The sequence below is a fragment of the Methylobacterium aquaticum genome, assembly GCF_016804325.1.
Taxonomy (GTDB): domain Bacteria; phylum Pseudomonadota; class Alphaproteobacteria; order Rhizobiales; family Beijerinckiaceae; genus Methylobacterium; species Methylobacterium aquaticum_C.
The window spans coordinates 4,509,735-4,526,329 of record NZ_CP043627.1; the positions used below are offsets into that span (position 1 = coordinate 4,509,735).

At 68.9% G+C, this 16,595-nt stretch carries 12 protein-coding genes; 5 read left to right on the top strand and 7 right to left on the bottom strand.

Annotation, left to right across the window (positions count from 1 at the left end):
• Positions 1–16: 16 nt before the first annotated feature.
• Positions 17–1,075 carry a hypothetical protein gene (locus F1D61_RS20590; RefSeq protein WP_203153678.1) on the bottom strand — a complete coding sequence of 353 codons (1,059 nt, stop codon included), beginning with the start codon at positions 1,073–1,075 and terminating at the stop codon, positions 17–19.
• Between the two features lie 314 nt (positions 1,076–1,389).
• On the opposite strand from F1D61_RS20590, the gene F1D61_RS20595 reads away from it, so the two are divergent.
• From F1D61_RS20595 to F1D61_RS20615, 5 genes are all read left to right on the top strand, one after another.
• Positions 1,390–1,584 (top strand): ribosome modulation factor, encoded by a 195-nt coding sequence (locus tag F1D61_RS20595; protein ID WP_203153680.1) that lies wholly within the window; start codon positions 1,390–1,392, stop codon positions 1,582–1,584.
• 23 nt (positions 1,585–1,607) lie between these two features.
• Positions 1,608–2,915: an MFS transporter gene (locus F1D61_RS20600; protein ID WP_246775440.1), complete on the top strand. Its 1,308-nt coding sequence runs from the start codon at positions 1,608–1,610 to the stop codon at positions 2,913–2,915.
• A 172-nt stretch (positions 2,916–3,087) separates the two neighbouring features.
• Positions 3,088–6,090: a response regulator gene (locus F1D61_RS20605; protein ID WP_203153684.1), complete on the top strand. Its 3,003-nt coding sequence runs from the start codon at positions 3,088–3,090 to the stop codon at positions 6,088–6,090.
• Positions 6,091–6,307: 217 nt separating this feature from the next.
• Positions 6,308–6,874 carry a histidine phosphatase family protein gene (locus F1D61_RS20610; protein ID WP_203153686.1) on the top strand — a complete coding sequence of 189 codons (567 nt, stop codon included), beginning with the start codon at positions 6,308–6,310 and terminating at the stop codon, positions 6,872–6,874.
• A gap of 379 nt (positions 6,875–7,253) precedes the next feature.
• On the top strand, positions 7,254–7,406 hold the full coding sequence (locus F1D61_RS20615) for a hypothetical protein (RefSeq protein WP_203153688.1): 153 nt from the start codon (positions 7,254–7,256) through the stop codon (positions 7,404–7,406).
• 311 nt (positions 7,407–7,717) lie between these two features.
• Here F1D61_RS20615 and F1D61_RS20620 read toward each other — a convergent pair whose 3' ends face one another.
• The 6 genes from F1D61_RS20620 to F1D61_RS20645 all read right to left on the bottom strand — a co-directional run bounded on the left by F1D61_RS20620 (position 7,718) and on the right by F1D61_RS20645 (position 16,336).
• On the bottom strand, positions 7,718–9,289 hold the full coding sequence (locus tag F1D61_RS20620; protein ID WP_432443158.1) for a M81 family metallopeptidase: 1,572 nt from the start codon (positions 9,287–9,289) through the stop codon (positions 7,718–7,720).
• A gap of 269 nt (positions 9,290–9,558) precedes the next feature.
• On the bottom strand, positions 9,559–11,037 hold the full coding sequence (locus F1D61_RS20625) for an amidase (protein ID WP_203153690.1): 1,479 nt from the start codon (positions 11,035–11,037) through the stop codon (positions 9,559–9,561).
• A 195-nt stretch (positions 11,038–11,232) separates the two neighbouring features.
• Positions 11,233–12,873: an ABC transporter ATP-binding protein gene (locus tag F1D61_RS20630; RefSeq protein ID WP_246775441.1), complete on the bottom strand. Its 1,641-nt coding sequence runs from the start codon at positions 12,871–12,873 to the stop codon at positions 11,233–11,235.
• An 8-nt stretch (positions 12,874–12,881) separates the two neighbouring features.
• Complete coding sequence (locus tag F1D61_RS20635) at positions 12,882–13,805, bottom strand: ABC transporter permease (protein WP_203153694.1); 924 nt, start codon at positions 13,803–13,805, stop codon at positions 12,882–12,884.
• Positions 13,806–13,815: 10 nt separating this feature from the next.
• Complete coding sequence (locus F1D61_RS20640) at positions 13,816–14,757, bottom strand: ABC transporter permease (RefSeq protein ID WP_203153696.1); 942 nt, start codon at positions 14,755–14,757, stop codon at positions 13,816–13,818.
• Positions 14,758–14,761: 4 nt separating this feature from the next.
• Positions 14,762–16,336, bottom strand: a complete 1,575-nt coding sequence (locus tag F1D61_RS20645; RefSeq protein ID WP_203153698.1) for an ABC transporter substrate-binding protein — start codon at positions 16,334–16,336, stop codon at positions 14,762–14,764.
• Between the last annotated feature and the right edge of the window lie 259 nt (positions 16,337–16,595).

Consider the following 16,595-nt stretch of genomic DNA (forward strand, 5'->3'; position numbering starts at 1 on the left):
GTTGTCGATATTGCGCTCAGCTCCTGATGCTCAGCCAGCCGACCGCGATATCATCGAAGTCATTCGATCTGTTCAGCCAAGCAGGAACACAGATGCCGCTCACCTCTCCCAACGTCCGACGTGTCGCTCTATTATAGGCATCTGCATACAGGGTCGAGCAGAGGACCGCATCGCTTACCGGGTGGCGGTCGCCGTCATCATGAAAATTTTTGCCTCCAAATGTCACCTCATACCATATTTTCGCAGCCGCCATGATATCGTATGATTCTCTCAGCTTCCTGAGTGCATTGATGCAAAGTTTCCATCTCTCGACATCGCTCGACAGATGCTTTGGTCGGCGAAATCTGAGCCGATAATCACCTTGACAATAATCATAGATGCTCGATATTTTGACCGTTCCGCCCTTGAGATGACTCTCGTAATCGGCTTCGACGACGTTCTCGCCGTCGCCAAGATACATGGCTGCATGAGTCCAGATCGCATCGAGCGGCACATAGCCTCCTTGATGCTGAACGCGATAGATCTTTTCCGAAATACCCGTCGGCACGGTTGCGCTGGATAATAGCAAGTCCCCCGGGAGGAGACCGGATGTATTCAAAACCTTGCCAAATTTTCGAGTTTTGATCGGTAAGGCGTGAGGTATATTGATGCTGTCGCTGGCGGCGTAGCCCGGATCCAGATGCAGAAGGCTCTGTAAGCCGCTTTTGATTTCGGCCTGAAGATTTTCGGCGGCCTCGTCGTCCGCGTCCGGCGGATCCCGATCTGCATGCATGGACGAGTGTTCTTTGCGAAAAAAATCGAAGATGCTTGATGCCCGTGCAACGGCAGGAGCTTGGCGGTCTGAAACCGTGATGATGTGATTGCCGTCCGATTCACGGATGTGAACTTGATCGCCGACCCTGATACCCATCTCACCGAAATTTCTTCCGGCATGCCCCGAAACGTCTGCCGACACGAACGATATCGTTTGTGCGGCGTCTTTTATATATATGTATCCAAAGTCATTATCAGAAATCCTTGAGACTTGGCCGGATGAAATTTGCAGTTTTTCGGTCATTTCAATCTCCATGGCCATCACATCTGCGTCGATGCACAGGTTGCCAGCCGAAATGGCGTTCTATTCCCGCGGTATATTTTGCCATGAAAGCCGGAACAAGATTTACTGTCAAGTCTTGCAAACGCGACGACGCTCGTCTGTTCCGGAGCCGAAAGGCGGTGGAGGAACCTCCGGACGTCAAGGGCTTGAATCGCGATGACGGCATCACGGCCAAGGGGGAACCGCGAGAGCCGGAGGCGATTGGATCGCGCAGAGGCCATGCGCCGGCTGCAAATGCGCCGACGGACCGTACGAAGCACACAGAAGCGCCCGACAGGAGCCCGGCCGACCCGATGCAATCCCCGCCCGACAACCTCGACGCCCACGCCCTCGGCCGCGCCGCCCCCGAGAAGGGCCTCGCCCGCGAGGCCTGCCCCTATGCCGAGGGCACCGAGGCGCGGGAGCTCTGGCTTTCCGGCTACGACGAGGCCGTGGCGGCGGGCGCGGAGCCCGTGACCGGCGGCATCAAGCGCGAACCGGGCCGCTGACGCCCGGCATGGACGCGCGCGACTTGGGTCCCGCAGACCGTCCCGGCCTCGACCGCAAGGCGGTCGGCGCCGTGGTGCTCGGCAACGCCCTCGAATTCTACGACTTCACCGTCTACGCCTTCTTCGCCAAGGCGATCGGCGAGGCGTTCTTTCCGGCCTCCGATGCGAGCCACAGCCTGCTCGCGTCGCTCGCCCTGTTCGGCGTCGGCTACGTCATGCGGCCGATCGGCGGCGTCCTGATCGGGGCCCTGGCGGATCGGTCGGGGCGCAAGCCCGCCATGCTCGTCACCATCGCGCTGATGGCGCTCGGCATGCTGATGCTCGCCGCCTGCCCGGGTTACGCCCAGATCGGCGGATGGGCGCAGGCGATCGTCATCGCCGGCCGGCTGATCCAGGGCCTGGCGCTCGGCGGCGAGGTCGGCCCCTCGACCGCCTACCTGCTGGAAGCCGCGCCGCCCAAGCACCGCGGCTTCGTCACCAGCTGGCAGATCGCCAGCCAGGGTTGCGCGGCACTCTTCGCCGGCCTGCTGGCGACGGCGCTCGCGCTGACGATCGGCGATGCCGCCATGGCGGAATGGGGCTGGCGGGTGATGTTCCTGGTCGGCCTCGCCGTCGTGCCGGTCGGCCTCGTCATCCGCAGCCACCTGCCGGAGACCGGCGGTGTCGCGAAGGACCCGGACGCCGCGTCCTCGACCGGGGCGGTGATCGGCCGGTTGCTTCGCGAGCACGGGCGCCTGCTCGGGCTGACCTTCCTGGTCATCGCCGCCTCGACGGTCTCGAACGCCGTCGGCACCAACATGCCGGTCTATGCCGGCGCGACCCTGGGCCTGTCCGAGACGGTCGCGACCGCGGTGCCGATCGCCCTCGGCCTCGCCTCGGTCGTCTTTCCCCTGCTGGGCGGGTACCTCGCCGACCGCTACGGCCGCCGCCCGGTGATGATCTGGCCCCGCGCCCTGATCCTGCTGCTGGCGGTCCCGGCCTTCGCCTGGCTCCTGCATTTGCCGGGGCCGCTCGCCGTCTACGCCGTGACCTTCCTGCTCTCGGCCCTGTCCTCGATCAACGCGGCGGCGATCATCGTCGGCATCCCGGAATCCCTGCCGCGCGCGGTGCGCAGCTCGGGCCTCGCCATCGTCTACGCGCTCGCGGTCTCGGTGTTCGGGGGCAGCACCAACTACGTCATCAACTGGCTGATCGCCACGACCGGCGACCGGATGGCGCCGGCCTACTACCTCGCCGCCTTCAGCCTCGTGGGAACGGTGGCGGCGTGGATGCTGCCGGAGACGCGAAGAAGGGTTCTGGACGAGGGGGAGGGGCGTCGGCAGGCGGGTTGAGCCATCGACCGAATGGGCATCCGTCCGGCGTGCGAGCGAGGGCCTCGATCGCTCCTTGAAAATTCCGCCGAACCGGCGCCCGCACCACGGGGCGATGCCGGCGGTCGGGCGTTTCATGATCGAGATGAGGACGACGCGGCGCCCGCCTCGAGGCCCGCGAGAGCACGGTGACATGAGCAGCAAGACCGCCTCCACGCAACGCTGGCGCTTCCTCGCCCCCGGACGGCGCCTGCCGGGTTCGCCGCTGGCCTTCCTCCTCCTCGCCGTCGCGGTGGCGGCCGGCGGCTGGAACTATGCCGCGGGCACCCGCAGCCGGGCCGAGGCCGAGCGGCTGGGGCGCGTGATGGCGCTGAGCGAGCACGTCCTGTCGAGCATGAAGGACCTCGAGACCGGCCAGCGCGGCTACGTGCTCACCGGCCGCGAGGATTACCTCCAGCCCTACGAGGCGGCGCTCGCCCGGATCGACGGCGAGCTCGCCGCCATCGACGCCGTCACCCCCGACTGGGGGGTGCGCGAGCGCCGCCGGGGCGTGATCGCGGCCGAGAGGGACTACGCCGCCCGCGTCGTCGCCGCGCGCCGGACCGGCGGCCAGGAGGCCGCCCTCGCCCTGATCCAGACCGGGGAGGGCAAGCGCGTCATGGATGCGGTGCGCGAGACGACGCGGGAGGTCCAGGACCGGGCGGCCACCGAGCTGCGCCGCCTCGCGAAGGCCGAGGCCGTGCGCTCGCCGCTCCTGTCCCTCGTGACGCTCGCCGCCGCGCTCGCCGCCGTCGGTCTCCTGGCGCGGCTCGCCCTGGTGCGCCGCCGCGAGAGCCAGCGCATGGCCGACCTGCTCGAGAGCGTCCTGGAGAACGCGCCGGTCGGCCTCGGCTTCCTCGACCGCGATCTCAACCTCCAGCACATGAACCGGGCGCTCGGCAACATGAGCGAGCGCGGCTTCGGCGCCGATCTCGGCGCGCCGATCTGGGCGCTGCTGCCGTCCCTGCGCGACGAACTCGGGCCGAAGCTGGCGGCCGCCCGCGACAACGGGCTCGTCACCGCCAATGTCGCGGTCGCGGTGCCGGCCCCGAGCGCGCCGGGCGGGATCCGCCATTTCGAGGCGAGCTTCTTCCCCTTGCGCCGCCGCGGCAAGGGCCCCGAGGGCGAGCGGGCCGACGGCGTCGGCATCGTGATGAACGACGTGACCTTGGGCAAACTCGCCGAGCGGCGCCTCGTCGACAGCGAGGAGCGGTTCCGCTCGCTCACCGAAGCCACCTCGGCCATCGTCTGGACCACCACGCCGGACGGCGCCTTCCGCCAGGCCGCTTCGGAATGGACCCGCTTCACCGGCCAGGCGCCGGCCGAGGCCGCCGGCCACGGCTTCCTGGAGGCGATCCACCCCGACGACCGGGAGGCGACCCGGGATGCCTGGGAGCGGGCGGTGGCCTCGCGCACGCTCTACGCCATCGAGCACCGGTTGCGCCGCCATGACGGCGTCTGGCGCCACATGGAGGGCCGCGCCGTCCCGATCCTGGAGGAGGATGGCCGGGTGCGCGAATGGGTCGGGGCGCATGCCGACGTCACCGCCCGCCGGGAGGCCGAGCTGGCGCTGGAGGCGGCCAAGGAGGCCGCCGAGGAGGCCAACCGCGCCAAGAGCCAGTTCCTCGCCAACATGAGCCACGAACTGCGCACCCCGCTCTCCGCGGTGATCGGCTATTCGGAGATGCTGCAGGAGGAGATGGAGGATCTCGGCGAGGAGAGCCTGCTCGCCGACATGCGCAAGATCGAGGCGAATGCCCGCCACCTGCTCGGCCTCATCAACGACGTGCTCGACCTCTCGAAGATCGAGGCCGAGCGGATGGAGGTCTTCGCCGAGGATATCGACGTCGCCGAGACCGTCCGGGAGGTCGCCACCACGGTCGACGCCCTGGTGGTGAAGAAGGGCAACGCGTTGAGCCTCGGTCTCGGCGACGATCTCGGCCGGGCGCATACCGACGCGACGAAGCTGCGGCAGTGCCTGATCAACCTCCTGAGCAACGCCGCCAAGTTCACCGAGGGCGGCACGATCACGCTGCGCGCCGAACGCGAGCATCGCGAGGGCGGCGACCGGCTGCGGTTCACCGTCACCGACACCGGCATCGGCATGAGCGAGGAGCAGCAGGCCCGGCTGTTCCAGCGCTTCACCCAGGCCGATGCCTCGACCACCCGCCGCTTCGGCGGCACCGGGCTCGGGCTCGCCATCACCCGGGCCTTCGCGCAGATGCTCGGCGGCGAGATCTCCGTTCAGAGCCGGCTCGGGGAGGGCACCACCTTCACCCTGGAGCTGCCGGCGCTCTACGAGGAGCGCGCCCCGGCCGAGCCCGCCGGCGCGCTCGCGCCCGAGGCACCGGCAAGCGCGGGCGCACCGCCCGATACCGGCTCCAACCTCGTCCTCGTCGTCGACGACGACCCGGCGACCCGCGACCTTCTCGCCCGCTTCCTGCGCCGGGACGGGTTCACGGTCGCCATCGCCGCCGACGGCCGGGCCGGGCTGGAGCAGGCGCGGCTCCTGCGCCCCCGCGTCGTCCTCCTCGACGTGACGATGCCGCGGATGGATGGCTGGGCGGTGTTGCGGGCGCTGCGCGCCGACCCGGATTTCGGTGCGACGCCGGTCATCATGGTCACGGTGCTCGACGAGCAGAACCTCGCCTTCTCCCTCGGCGCCACCGACTACCTGCACAAGCCGGTCGAGTGGGGGGCGCTCAAGGAGGCGATGGAGCGCTTCCGGCCCGCCATCCACGAAGGCCCGGTCCTGGTGGTCGACGACGACCCCGACGTGCGCGAGCGCATGACCACCATGCTGACCCGCGAGGGCTGGCGGGTAGCAACGGCCGAGAACGGGCTCGCCGGCCTGGAGGCGGTCGGGGTGCGCAAGCCCGGCCTGATCCTCCTCGACCTGATGATGCCGGAACTGGACGGGTTCGGCTTCCTGCGGTCTTTACGCGACCGTCCGGAATGGCGCGACATCCCGGTCGTCGTGCTCACCGCCAAGGACGTCACCGCGGAGGACCGCCGCCGCCTCGCCGGCCAGGCCGACCGCATCCTGCCCAAGGCCGGCCTCGGCATGGCCGATCTCGCGGCGACCCTGCGGGGGCTGATGAGCCCGGGAGTGGCGGGGGACGGGGCGGAGGCGCCGGATCGGGCGGTGGCGCCGTGAGGGCGAAGCCTGCGCGAGCACGACCGTCCATCCGCGCTGGGCGGCGGGCAGTCCAGGCGAAGGACGGGGCGCGTCAGGGCCCTGCCGGGCGGCACCTGCGCGCGGGTGCCGAGGAGCGGGAAGGGAAGCGGGCGAAGGTCGCGCGGTCTCGCCGGCCCCTCGCGGCGCGGCGGCGCGTCGCGAGCCCGGATCGCGCCGGCGCCCTACCTTCCCCGCCATGATCCTGCTTCGCCATGGCCAGAGCCAATTCAACCTTCACTTCCACGCCACCGGCATGGATCCCGGCATCGTCGATGCGCCGCTCACGCCGCTCGGCCACGAGCAGGCGGAGGCCGCCTCCCGCGCCCTGGCGGGAGAGGGGATGCGGCGCATCCTCTGCTCGCCGCTGACCCGCGCGCTCCAGACCGCCGCCCCGGTCGCCTCCCGCCTGGACCTGCCGGTCCTGGTCACGTCGGCGGTGCGGGAGCGCCGGGGCGCGAGCTGCGACATCGGCACCTGCCGCACCGAGCTTGCCCGCGCCTGGCCCCATCTCGACCTGGACCACCTGGACGAGGTCTGGTGGCGGGAGCCCGAGGACGAGGCGGACCACGAGCCGGATCACCTGTTCGAGGCGCGCACCGCCTCCTTCCGGGCCGGGATGGAGAGCGATCCCGACTGGGCCCACACCCTGGTCGTGTGCCACTGGGGGTTCATCATGGCGGTCACCGGATGCAGCCTCGCCAACGGCGAGTGGGTCCGTTGCCGGATGGACGCGGGCGGGCGGCTGGTGGCGTTGGAGCGCTGACCCGTATCGGGGCGGGGAGAGGCGGAAACCCGCGCCTGCGACCGTCACGAAAGCCTGCCCGGGCGGCGTGACGGTTCTTCCGACGCCCGAACGACAGGCCCCGCGGCAGCCGGCGCCTCACCCGTGCCAGGATCAGGCGGCTCGTCGCCCCTCGTCCGAACGGAGATGGGGCGCCGACGCGCCCGGATCGTTCGGCGATCCCGCACGTAATACTGGCGCAACAAACCTCCGCCACTCTGCGAGGTGAACGGCGGACGATCGAGCTTTCCCCCTCCCCGGATGACCCGACCATGCATCGTTCCGATGGGTTCGATGTCTTTCCGTGCTGTATCGGTGGCGTAGACGTGAGGCTTGCCCTGTATCGAGAAGGGTCGATGCGATGACGGTTCCAGCACGGCGCATGGTCGACTTCACGGAGAGCGCGACGGACCGATCCGGGGAGGACATCCGGTGCCATGTCCGGTCCCGGCTGGAACGGCTCGTCGCCACCCTGAAGGCGGGCGGCGTGCGAATCGGCGTCGACGCGGGGTGAGCCTCCGCCCCGGAACGGGCTGGACGGTCCCTTTCGACGGATCCGCCTCGTCCCTCCCGCCCACGATGCCGGGACCCGTTCGCGCGGGATGTCCCCTCGGGTCGCGCGGTGACCGGAATGTCCGGCCCTCCCGCCTAAGAGCCTGTTTGAGCAGAGTGATTTGACAAAAACTGAGAGGAATCAGGAAATATCCTACCCTCTAACCTCATCCTGAGGTGTTAGTCGATCGCAGATCGACTGACCTCGAAGGAGGGCTCCAGAAGCCTCGGCGATCCCTGGAGCCCTCCTTCGAGGCTCACTTCGTTCGCACCTCAGGATGAGGTTAGCGGGTAGGATGATCCCGTCCAACTCAAATATTGGGTAGAAATCCTGCTCAAACAGGCTCTAAGGATGAGGCAAGAGGGCAGGGTATCCCGTGATCCGGTCAGACCGGGAACGGGTCGGCGACGATCGGCCAGAGCGGACGGCTCGCCTTCGGCAGGTGCAGGCGGGCGAAATCGGGATTGGCGCTGCCCGGCACGGCGACGTGGAGGATGCGGTCGGCCCGCGGGGCGAAGCCGGCATTGAAGTGCTGCGCCGACTTCACGAAGACGGTGGCGTAATCGCCCAACGCCACGCCGAACTGCTCGAACACGCTCGGCTGGAAGACCTGGGTGCGCAGGGCATTGAGCACGATGTGCAGGCCCCCGCGCCTCGACCATCACGCAATCGCCCATCGGCTGCTTGCCGTTGCCGTAGGTCTGGACCGCGTCGGGCCGGATGCCGAGCACCCGCACCGTCAGGTCGACGGGATCGCCCGACATCGGCCCGGTTTTGCCGCCGATGCGCAGGGCTAAGCTCGCGCCTTCGCCGGCCTCGCGGCAGAGCCGGACCGCCACCGGATCCCAGAAGCTGCCGATGGCGCAGCGGGTCGCGCCGGCCTCGACGAGGGCGCGCAGCAGGAAGGTCGAATCGCTCGCCGAGCCGGCCCCGGCATTGTCGGAGACGTCGGCCAGCACCGTCACGCCCGCCGGGGGCGAGAGCGCCACCCCCACCGCCTCGTCGAGGGTGAGGAGCCGGTCGGTGGTGGCGTCGCGCTTCTCCCACAGCTCGCGGGCGAGCGCCTCGGCCGTGGACTTGGCGAGATCCCGGTGACCATCCGTCACCGCCACCACCTTGGCGCCGACATCCGGGATGTCGGCCCAGGGAAAGCCGTGGGCGAGCGACAGGGACAGGATGCCGTCCCGCCCCTCGGCCGCGCTCATCCGGTCGACGAAGCCGCGGGTCGGTGGGTTGGGCGTGCGCCACACCGCCAGCATCCGGCAGTCGGCGACCGCGATCACGGGCTTGATCCGGCCGGCCCGCGCCGCCTCGCAGAGGCGGAAGAGGTCGCGCGCCCGGTCGTCGACGTCGACATGCGGGTATTCCTTGTAGGTCAGCAGCACGTCGGAGGCCGCGACGATCCGGTCGGTCAGGTGGCAATGCAGGTCGAGCTCGACGCCGATCGTCACCCTGCTCCCGACGATCTCCCGCGCGGCGGCGACGAGCTCGCCCTCGCAATCGTCCTGGGCGTCGGCGATCATCGCACCGTGGAGGTTGAACAGCACCATGTCGACCGGGCCGGCGGCGCGGAGGTCGCCGAGGACGCGGTCGCGCAAGCCCTCCCAGACGTCCTGGCGCGTCGGCCCGCCCGGCGGCGCGAAGGCGGCCAGGCTCTCGACGATCCCGTAGCCGGCAGCCTCGCCCATCTCGCGCCAGACCCGCAGCGGCCCGGCGAACCAGTGGTCCGAGCGATGCGAGGCGCCGGTCTCGACGTAGAGGTCGTCCAGGAAGGCGGCGCGCCCGGTCGGGATCGGCGAGAAGGTGTTGGTCTCGGTGCCGAGTGCGGCGATGAAGAGCTTCACGGGTGGGTCTCCTGATGATCAGCTGGGACGAGGTGGATTCTGGGGCCGACGTCGGAGCGGCTGCGATGCCTGCTCGCTCAGGACGGTCCATCCTACCCACGACCTCATCCTGAGGTGCGACCAACGGGAGCCTCGAAGGAGGGCTCCAGAAGTCTCTGCGATCCCTGGAGCCCTCCTTCGAGGTTAGTCGATCTTCGATCGACTAACACCTCAGGATGAGGTCGCGGGTGGGAAAAGGCAGGTCTTCGTTCGCTACGTCATGCTGCGCCTCAGCCCTTCGCCGCCACATGCACCCCCGGCCGCCGCCCGTCGTTCCACCTGCCGTCGATCGCCCGCTCCACCTGCGCGGCGAGTTGCAGCAAGAGCCCGTCCCGCCCTTGGGCCGCCTGGGCCTGGATGCCGAGCGGCAGGCCGTGCTCGTTCCAGGCCAGCGGCATCGACAGGGCCGGCAGGCCGCACAGGTTGGCGAGCGGCGTATAGGCGAAGTTGCGCCACAGGTTCTCGAACCAGGCATGGACCGACGGTTCGTCGCTGATCGTCAGGTAATCGGTGGTGCCGACCCTCGGCGTCGGCAGGGCGGTGATCGGGGTGAGGATGATGTCCCACTCCTCGAGGAAGGCGCCGAAGCCCCGCGCCGTAGCGTTGAACGTCGCCTGCATCGCCGTCCGCTCGGTGTAGCTCGCGTGCCGCCCGGCCTCCCAGATCCGGATGTTCATCGGCTCGACCAGATCCTCGGGCGGTCGCTCGAGGCCCTTCAGGGCCAGGAGCCCGTTGATGGTCTGGGCGAAGTTGGTGATGTAGCAGGTGGTCTGGGCCTCGAAGGCGGCGCGGATGTCGACCGCCGGCAGCGCCCACTCGACATGGTGGCCGAGCCCTTCGAGGAAGCGCCCGATCCGCTCCAGCTCGGCGACGTGCTGCGGCACGGCGCGGTAATCGCCCCATTCGTGCGAGAGCGCGATGCGCAAGCGGCCCGGATCGCGCGCGATCAGGGTGGCGTAGGGTTCGGGCGCGGTCCAGTAGGGCATGAACTCGCCGGGCGCACCGCCGCGGCAAAGGTCGACGAAGGTGGCGGTGTCGCGCACGGTCCGTGACTGGCAGCCCTGGATCGACACGATGCTGGTGAGGTCCGACCCGTAGGGCGCGATCGAGAACACGCCGCGGGAGGGCTTGAGCCCGAGATTGCCGTTGACGCCGGCCGGGATGCGGATCGATCCGCCGCCATCGGTGGCGTGCGCCATCGGCACCACGCCCGAGGCCACCGCGGCGGCGGAGCCGGCCGAGGAGCCGCAGGTGGTGTAGTCGAGGTTCCACGGGTTGCGGGTGACGTAGACCGCCGGGTTCTCGGCCGAGCTGCACACGCCGAATTCCGGCGTGGTGGTGCGGCCGATCAGGTTCAGGCCCGCCTGGCGCATCCTGCCCGTGAGATGGCTGTCCGACGAGGCGCGGTGGCCGCGCATCAGGAGCGAGCCCATCTCCTGGAGCCGGCCCTCCAGGGTCGGCCCGAGATCCTTCATCAGGAACGGCACGCCCGCGAAGGCGCCGTCGAGGTTCGTGCCGGCCTTCGCCGGGTCGGCGATCGCGTCATCGAACAGCTCGATCACGGCGCTCGTCTGCGGGTTCGTCAGCGCCACGCCGGCGGCGGCCTGGGCGGCGAGCTCGGCCGCCGTCACCTCCCCGGCGCGCACCCGCGCGGCGAGCGCGCAGGCATCGTGCTGCGCCCATTCCTCCCAGGTCATGGCGAGGGTCATTGGTGTGGTCCTGTTTTTGTTACGCTTGAAGACTTGCTGTCATTTCAAGACGAGGCGCTTCCCCTCCCCCCTGTGGGGAGGGGCAAGGGGTGGGGGTGGTGCAGGAGGCACCGCAAAGCTCTATCCGGCACCACCCCCACCCCAGACCCCTCCCCACAAGGGGGAGGGGAGGTGCTTCATCCTTGTTCGTCTGCATCAGGCCAACGCCGCTTCGGCAAGCTGCTTCCCCCGCCCGAATTCCCGCCCCGGCGCCGCCTCGATCAAGGCCCGGGTATAGGCCGCGTTCGGCCGGGCGAAGACCTCGACCGTGGGTCCCTCCTCGACGATGCGGCCGCGCTGCATCACGATCAGCCGGTCGCAGATCTGCGCCGCCACCCGCAGGTCGTGCGTGATGAACAGGATCGCGAGGTCGAAGCGCCGCTGCACGTCGTCGAGGAGGGCCAGCACCTGGCGCTGGACCGAGACGTCGAGGGCCGAGACCGCCTCGTCGGCGATCAGGATCTCGGGCTCCATGGCGAGCGCCCGGGCGAGTGCGATGCGCTGGCGCTGGCCGCCGGAGAACTGGTGCGGGTAGCGGGCAAGCGCCGCGGGATCGAGGCCGACGAGGCCCATCAGCTCGCGCGCCTTGGCCATCGCCGCATCGGGGCTCATGCCGAAATTCACCGGCCCCTCGACGATCGAGGCGCCCACCGTCCGGCGCGGATTGAGCGAGCGGAACGGATCCTGGAACACCACCTGGATCCTTTGGCGCAACGGCCGCAACCGGCGCTCGGGCAGGCGGGCGATGTCCTTGTCACCGACCATGATCTGCCCGCCGCTCGGGGGGATCAGCCGGGCGATGCAGCGGACGACCGTGGACTTGCCCGAACCCGATTCGCCGACGATGCCGACCGTCTCGCCGCGCCGAATCCGGAGTGCCACGTCGGCGGCGGCATGGACCTCGCGGGTCTTCTTGAACAGGCCGCCGCTGCGATAGGTCTTGGCGAGCCCCGCGGTCTCCAAAGCCAGCGCCCCGGTCGCCGGCAGGCGCCTTGCGGGCGTCATCGTCGGCACGGCGGCGATCAGCATCCTCGTGTAGGGAGCTTGCGGGTTGCCCAGAACCTGCGCCGCCGGCCCCTGCTCGACGATGCGGCCGTGCTGCATCACCACCACCCGGTCGGCGATCTCCGCCACCACGCCGAAATCGTGGGTGATGAAGAGAACGCCGGTGCCGCGGCGCTCCTGCATCTCGCGGATCAGCGTGAGGATCTGCGCCTGCGTGGTGACGTCGAGGGCCGTCGTCGGCTCGTCGGCGATGAGGAGGGCGGGGTCGAGGATGAGGGCGGCGGCGATCATCACCCGCTGGCGCTGGCCGCCGGAGAGCTGGTGGGGATAGGAGGCGTGCATCCGCTCCGGGTCGGGCAGGTGCATGGCGTCGAGCATCGCCAGCACCTTGGCCCGGCGCTCCGACGCGCCGAGACCGGTGTGGATGCGCAACACCTCCTCGATCTGGTCGCCGACGGTGAGCACCGGGTTCAGCGCCGTCATCGGCTCCTGGAAGATCATCGCCATCCGGTCGCCGCGCAACGCCCGCAGGCGCTGGGGGCTCGCCGTCAGCACGTCCTCGCCGTTGAGCCGGATCGCGCCTGCGACGGGTTTCAGGACCTTCGCGAGCAGCCCCATCACCGAGAAGGCGGTGACCGACTTGCCCGAGCCCGATTCGCCGACGACGCAGACGATCTCGCCGGGGGCGACCGTGAACGACACGCCGTCGACGGCGCGGAGCCGGTCGCCGCCGCCGGGCAGCGCGATGGCGAGGTTCTCGACCTCGAGGACGGGGGGCGTGGTCGTGCTCATCGGCGAGGTCATCGGCCGGTCATCTTCGGATCGAGGGTGTCGCGCAGGCCGTCGCCGAGCATGTTCACGGCGAGCACCGTCAGGCCGAGAAAGATCCCCGGATACAGGATGTTGTGGGGATAGACCCGGAACAGGTTGCGGCCCTCCGCAATGATGTTGCCCCAGCTCGGGATCTCCGGCGGGATGCCGATGCCGAGGAAGGAGAGCACCGCCTCGACCAGGATCGCCGAGGCGGCGATGAAGGTGCCCTGCACGATCAGGGGCGCGACGGTGTTGGGCAGGATGTGGCGCGCCATGAGGAGCGGCAGGCGGGTGCCGGCCATGATCGCGGCCTCGACGTAAGGCTCCTCGCGCACCGACAGCACGATCGAGCGCACCAGCCGCACCACCCGGGGGATCTCCGGCACCACGATCGCCGCGATGACCGCGGGCAGCCCGGCCCGGAACAGCGAGACGACCGCGATGGCGAGCAGGATGCCGGGGATCGCCATGAGCCCGTCCATCAGCCGCATGATCGGCCCGTCGAGGGGGCGGACATACCCGGCCACGAGCCCGAGCAGCAGCCCGACCGAGAGCGCGATCGACGCCACCGCGACGGCGATGATCAGCGACACCCGGGCGCCGTAGAGGACACGGCTGTAGACGTCGCGCCCGAGGCTGTCGGTGCCCATCCGGTGGCGGAAAGTCGTGGCCGAGCCGTCCTCGGCCCGGATCGTGCGCTCGAAGCCCGGCGGGCGGTTGCGGGTGGCCGGGTTGATCGCCGTCGGATCGAGCGTGCCGAGGAACGGCGCGAACAGGCCGATCAGCGCCATCAGCAGCAGGAAGCCGGATCCGAGGGCCACGACGGGGTTGCGCAGGAGGCGGGAGGCCAGCGTCCGGGGCGGCGGCAGGGTCGCGATGGCGGGCGCCAGCAGGGTCGGCTCGGCACTCATGGTTCGAACCTCAATGACGGATCCTCGGGTCGAACAGGCTGTAGGTCAGGTCGATCAGCAGGTTGATGAGGACGTAGACGCCCGAGAACATGAGGATCAGCGCCTGGATCGTCGGGTAGTCGCGGGCCAGCACCGCATCGACGGTGAGGCGGCCGAGGCCGGGAATCGCGAACACGCTCTCGGTCACCACCACCCCGCCGATGAGGAGCGCGATGCCGATGCCGACGACCGTGACGATCGGCACCGCGGCGTTCTTCAGCGCGTGGCGGAACAGGATCTTGCGCTCGACCTGGCCCTTGGCCCGGGCGGTGCGGATGTAATCCTCGTTCAGGACTTCCAGCACGCTCGCCCGGGTCATGCGGGCGATGAGCGCGATGTAGACGACCGACAGGGTCAGCGCCGGCAGGACCAGCCGGTGCAGGTAGCCGCCGAGCCCGCCCGAGAGCGGCTGGTAGCCCTGGACCGGGAACCAGCCGAGCGTGATCGAGAAGACGTAGATCATGAGGTAGCCGATCACGAAGACCGGCACCGAGAAGCCGAGCACCGACACGCCCATCACGATCCGGTCGAGCCAGGAGCCGTGCCGGTAGGCCGCCACGACCCCGAGCGGGATGGCGACGCAGACCGCGATCAGCATCGTCGCGGCGGCGAGCGACAGGGTCGGCTCGATCCGCCCGAGGATCAGCTCGCCGATGCTCTTCTTGAAGAAGAACGACTCGCCGAGATTGCCTTGCGCCAGATTGCCGATCCAGATCGCGAACTGCACCGGCAGGGGCTGGTCGAGCCCGAGCTGCTGGCGCACCTGGGCGATCTGCTCGCTCGAGGCGTTGTCCCCGGCGATCACCGCCGCCGGGTCGCCGGGGGTGAGCCGCAGCATCAGGAAGACCAGCACCGCGACGATCGCCAGGACCGGGATGGCGGCGAGCAATCGCCGCAGGACGTAGCCGAGCATCGGCTTATTTCTTCTTCTCGACGTTCCAGAATACCGGCGCCGCGGCGGTCAGGATACCGGTGACGTTTTTCCGCGCGGCGATCGGGATGTAGAACTGGCCGAGATGGACGTAAGGCACGACCTCGCGCCAGCGCGCCTGCACGGTCTCGGCGATCGCCTTCTGCTTGGCCGGGTCGACCTCGCGGGCGAAGTCGTCGCGCAACTTCTCCATCTCGGAATCGCAGGGCCAGCCGAACGGGGCCTTGTCGCAGCTCATGTTCATGAAGCTCGACATCACCGGGTTCAGGATGTCGGCCGAGACCCAGGAGGTGTTCATCAGGTTCCAGCCGCCCTTGTCGGCCGGATCCTTGCGCACCCGGCGCGACACCACGGTCTGCCAGTCGGACGACTGCATATCGACCTTGAAGCCGCCCTTCTCGAGCAGCTGCTTGGCGACCGGGCCGAGATTGGTCAGGGTCGGCAGGTCGGTCGAGTGCAGGAGGACGATCGGCGTGCCGTCATAGCCCGCCTCCTTCAGCAACTGCTTCGACTTGGCGAAATTGGATTCGAGCAGCCCGTCCATGCCCTTGTCGGTGGCGAGCGGCGAGCCGCAGACGAACAGGGCCTTGCAGGTCTTGTAGTAATCGGGATCGCCGACCACCGCCTGGAGGAAGTCGGTCTGGTTGAGGGCGTAGGTCAGGGCCTGGCGCACCTTCGGGTTGTCGAAGGGCTTGATCAGGTGGTTCGGCCGCATCGCGTATTGCAGGCCGAGGGGATTGTAGTCGACGAGCGTGACGCCCGAATCGCCCTTCAGCAGCGGGATCAGGTCGTAGGCCGGCTGCTCGATCAGGTCGATCTCCCCGGCGAGGAGCGCGTTGACCGCCTGCTGCTGGTCCGAGATCGCCAGCCACTCGACCCGGTCGACCTTGACCACCTTGCCGCCGGCCAGCCCCGAGGCCGGCTCGGCCCGCGGCTTGTAGTCCTTGAACTTGGTATAGACGATCTTGTCGCCGGGCTTCCACTCGTCGGTCTTCATCACGAACGGGCCGGAGCCGGTGAAATCCGAGATCTGCTGGTTCGGGTCGGTCTCGGCGACCCGCTTCGGCATCATGAACGGCACGTTCGACGAGGGCTTGGCGAGGCCGAACAGCAGCAGCCCGGTCGGCGACTTGAGCTTGACGGTGAAGCGCTTGGCATCGTCGACGCTCATCGCATCGACGAAGGTCATCAGCTTCTGGCCGAGCGAATCTCGGGCGGACCAGCGCTTGATCGAGGCGACGCAATCCTCCGCCGTCACCGGCTTGCCGTCGTGCCAGGTCAAGCCGTCGCGCAAGGTGAACGTATAGGTGAGATTGTCGGGCGACACCGTGTAGGTATCGACCATCTGGGGCTTGACCTCGCCCTTGCCGTCGAGCGCGAACAGCGTGTCGTAGATCATGTAGCCGTGGTTGCGGACGATGTAGGCGGTGGTCCAGATCGGATCGACGATCTTGACGTCCGAATGCATCACCGCCTTGAGCGTCTGCGCCGGTGCGGCCACGGGGGCGATGAGAACCGCGCTTGCCGCGAGGAGGCCGAGAACGGACCGACGAAACGCCATCAAGTTGTCTCCTCGCCATGTCGCCGTCCGGCGACGCGATCGGGTGCGGGGCAGAAGGTCCGCGGGGCGAGCCATGCAATCGGCAGACCAGCCCGGCCGCAACAGCCGAAGCCGATCGGTTGCGCCGAAGAACTCGGCTCGGTTCAAGTCTCGGAACAGCAGAGGCTGAAGCCGCGCAGGTCTTGCACAGACCAGGCCGCCGCAGACCGTCGCAGGATGCGGGAGAGAGCCTAAGCTGACTACGACGAAATCGGGGGAG

Excerpts from the sequence above, each read along its gene's own strand:
- F1D61_RS20590 (WP_203153678.1), bottom strand. The coding sequence starts at position 1,075 with ATGGCCATGGAGATTGAAATGACCGAAAAACTGCAAATTTCATCCGGC.
- F1D61_RS20595 (WP_203153680.1), top strand. The coding sequence starts at position 1,390 with ATGCAATCCCCGCCCGACAACCTCGACGCCCACGCCCTCGGCCGCGCC.
- F1D61_RS20605 (WP_203153684.1), top strand. The coding sequence starts at position 3,088 with ATGAGCAGCAAGACCGCCTCCACGCAACGCTGGCGCTTCCTCGCCCCC.
- F1D61_RS20610 (WP_203153686.1), top strand. The coding sequence starts at position 6,308 with ATGATCCTGCTTCGCCATGGCCAGAGCCAATTCAACCTTCACTTCCAC.
- F1D61_RS20615 (WP_203153688.1), top strand. The coding sequence starts at position 7,254 with ATGACGGTTCCAGCACGGCGCATGGTCGACTTCACGGAGAGCGCGACG.
- F1D61_RS20625 (WP_203153690.1), bottom strand. The coding sequence starts at position 11,037 with ATGACCCTCGCCATGACCTGGGAGGAATGGGCGCAGCACGATGCCTGC.
- F1D61_RS20630 (WP_246775441.1), bottom strand. The coding sequence starts at position 12,873 with ATGAGCACGACCACGCCCCCCGTCCTCGAGGTCGAGAACCTCGCCATC.
- F1D61_RS20635 (WP_203153694.1), bottom strand. The coding sequence starts at position 13,805 with ATGAGTGCCGAGCCGACCCTGCTGGCGCCCGCCATCGCGACCCTGCCG.
- F1D61_RS20640 (WP_203153696.1), bottom strand. The coding sequence starts at position 14,757 with ATGCTCGGCTACGTCCTGCGGCGATTGCTCGCCGCCATCCCGGTCCTG.
- F1D61_RS20645 (WP_203153698.1), bottom strand. The coding sequence starts at position 16,336 with ATGGCGTTTCGTCGGTCCGTTCTCGGCCTCCTCGCGGCAAGCGCGGTT.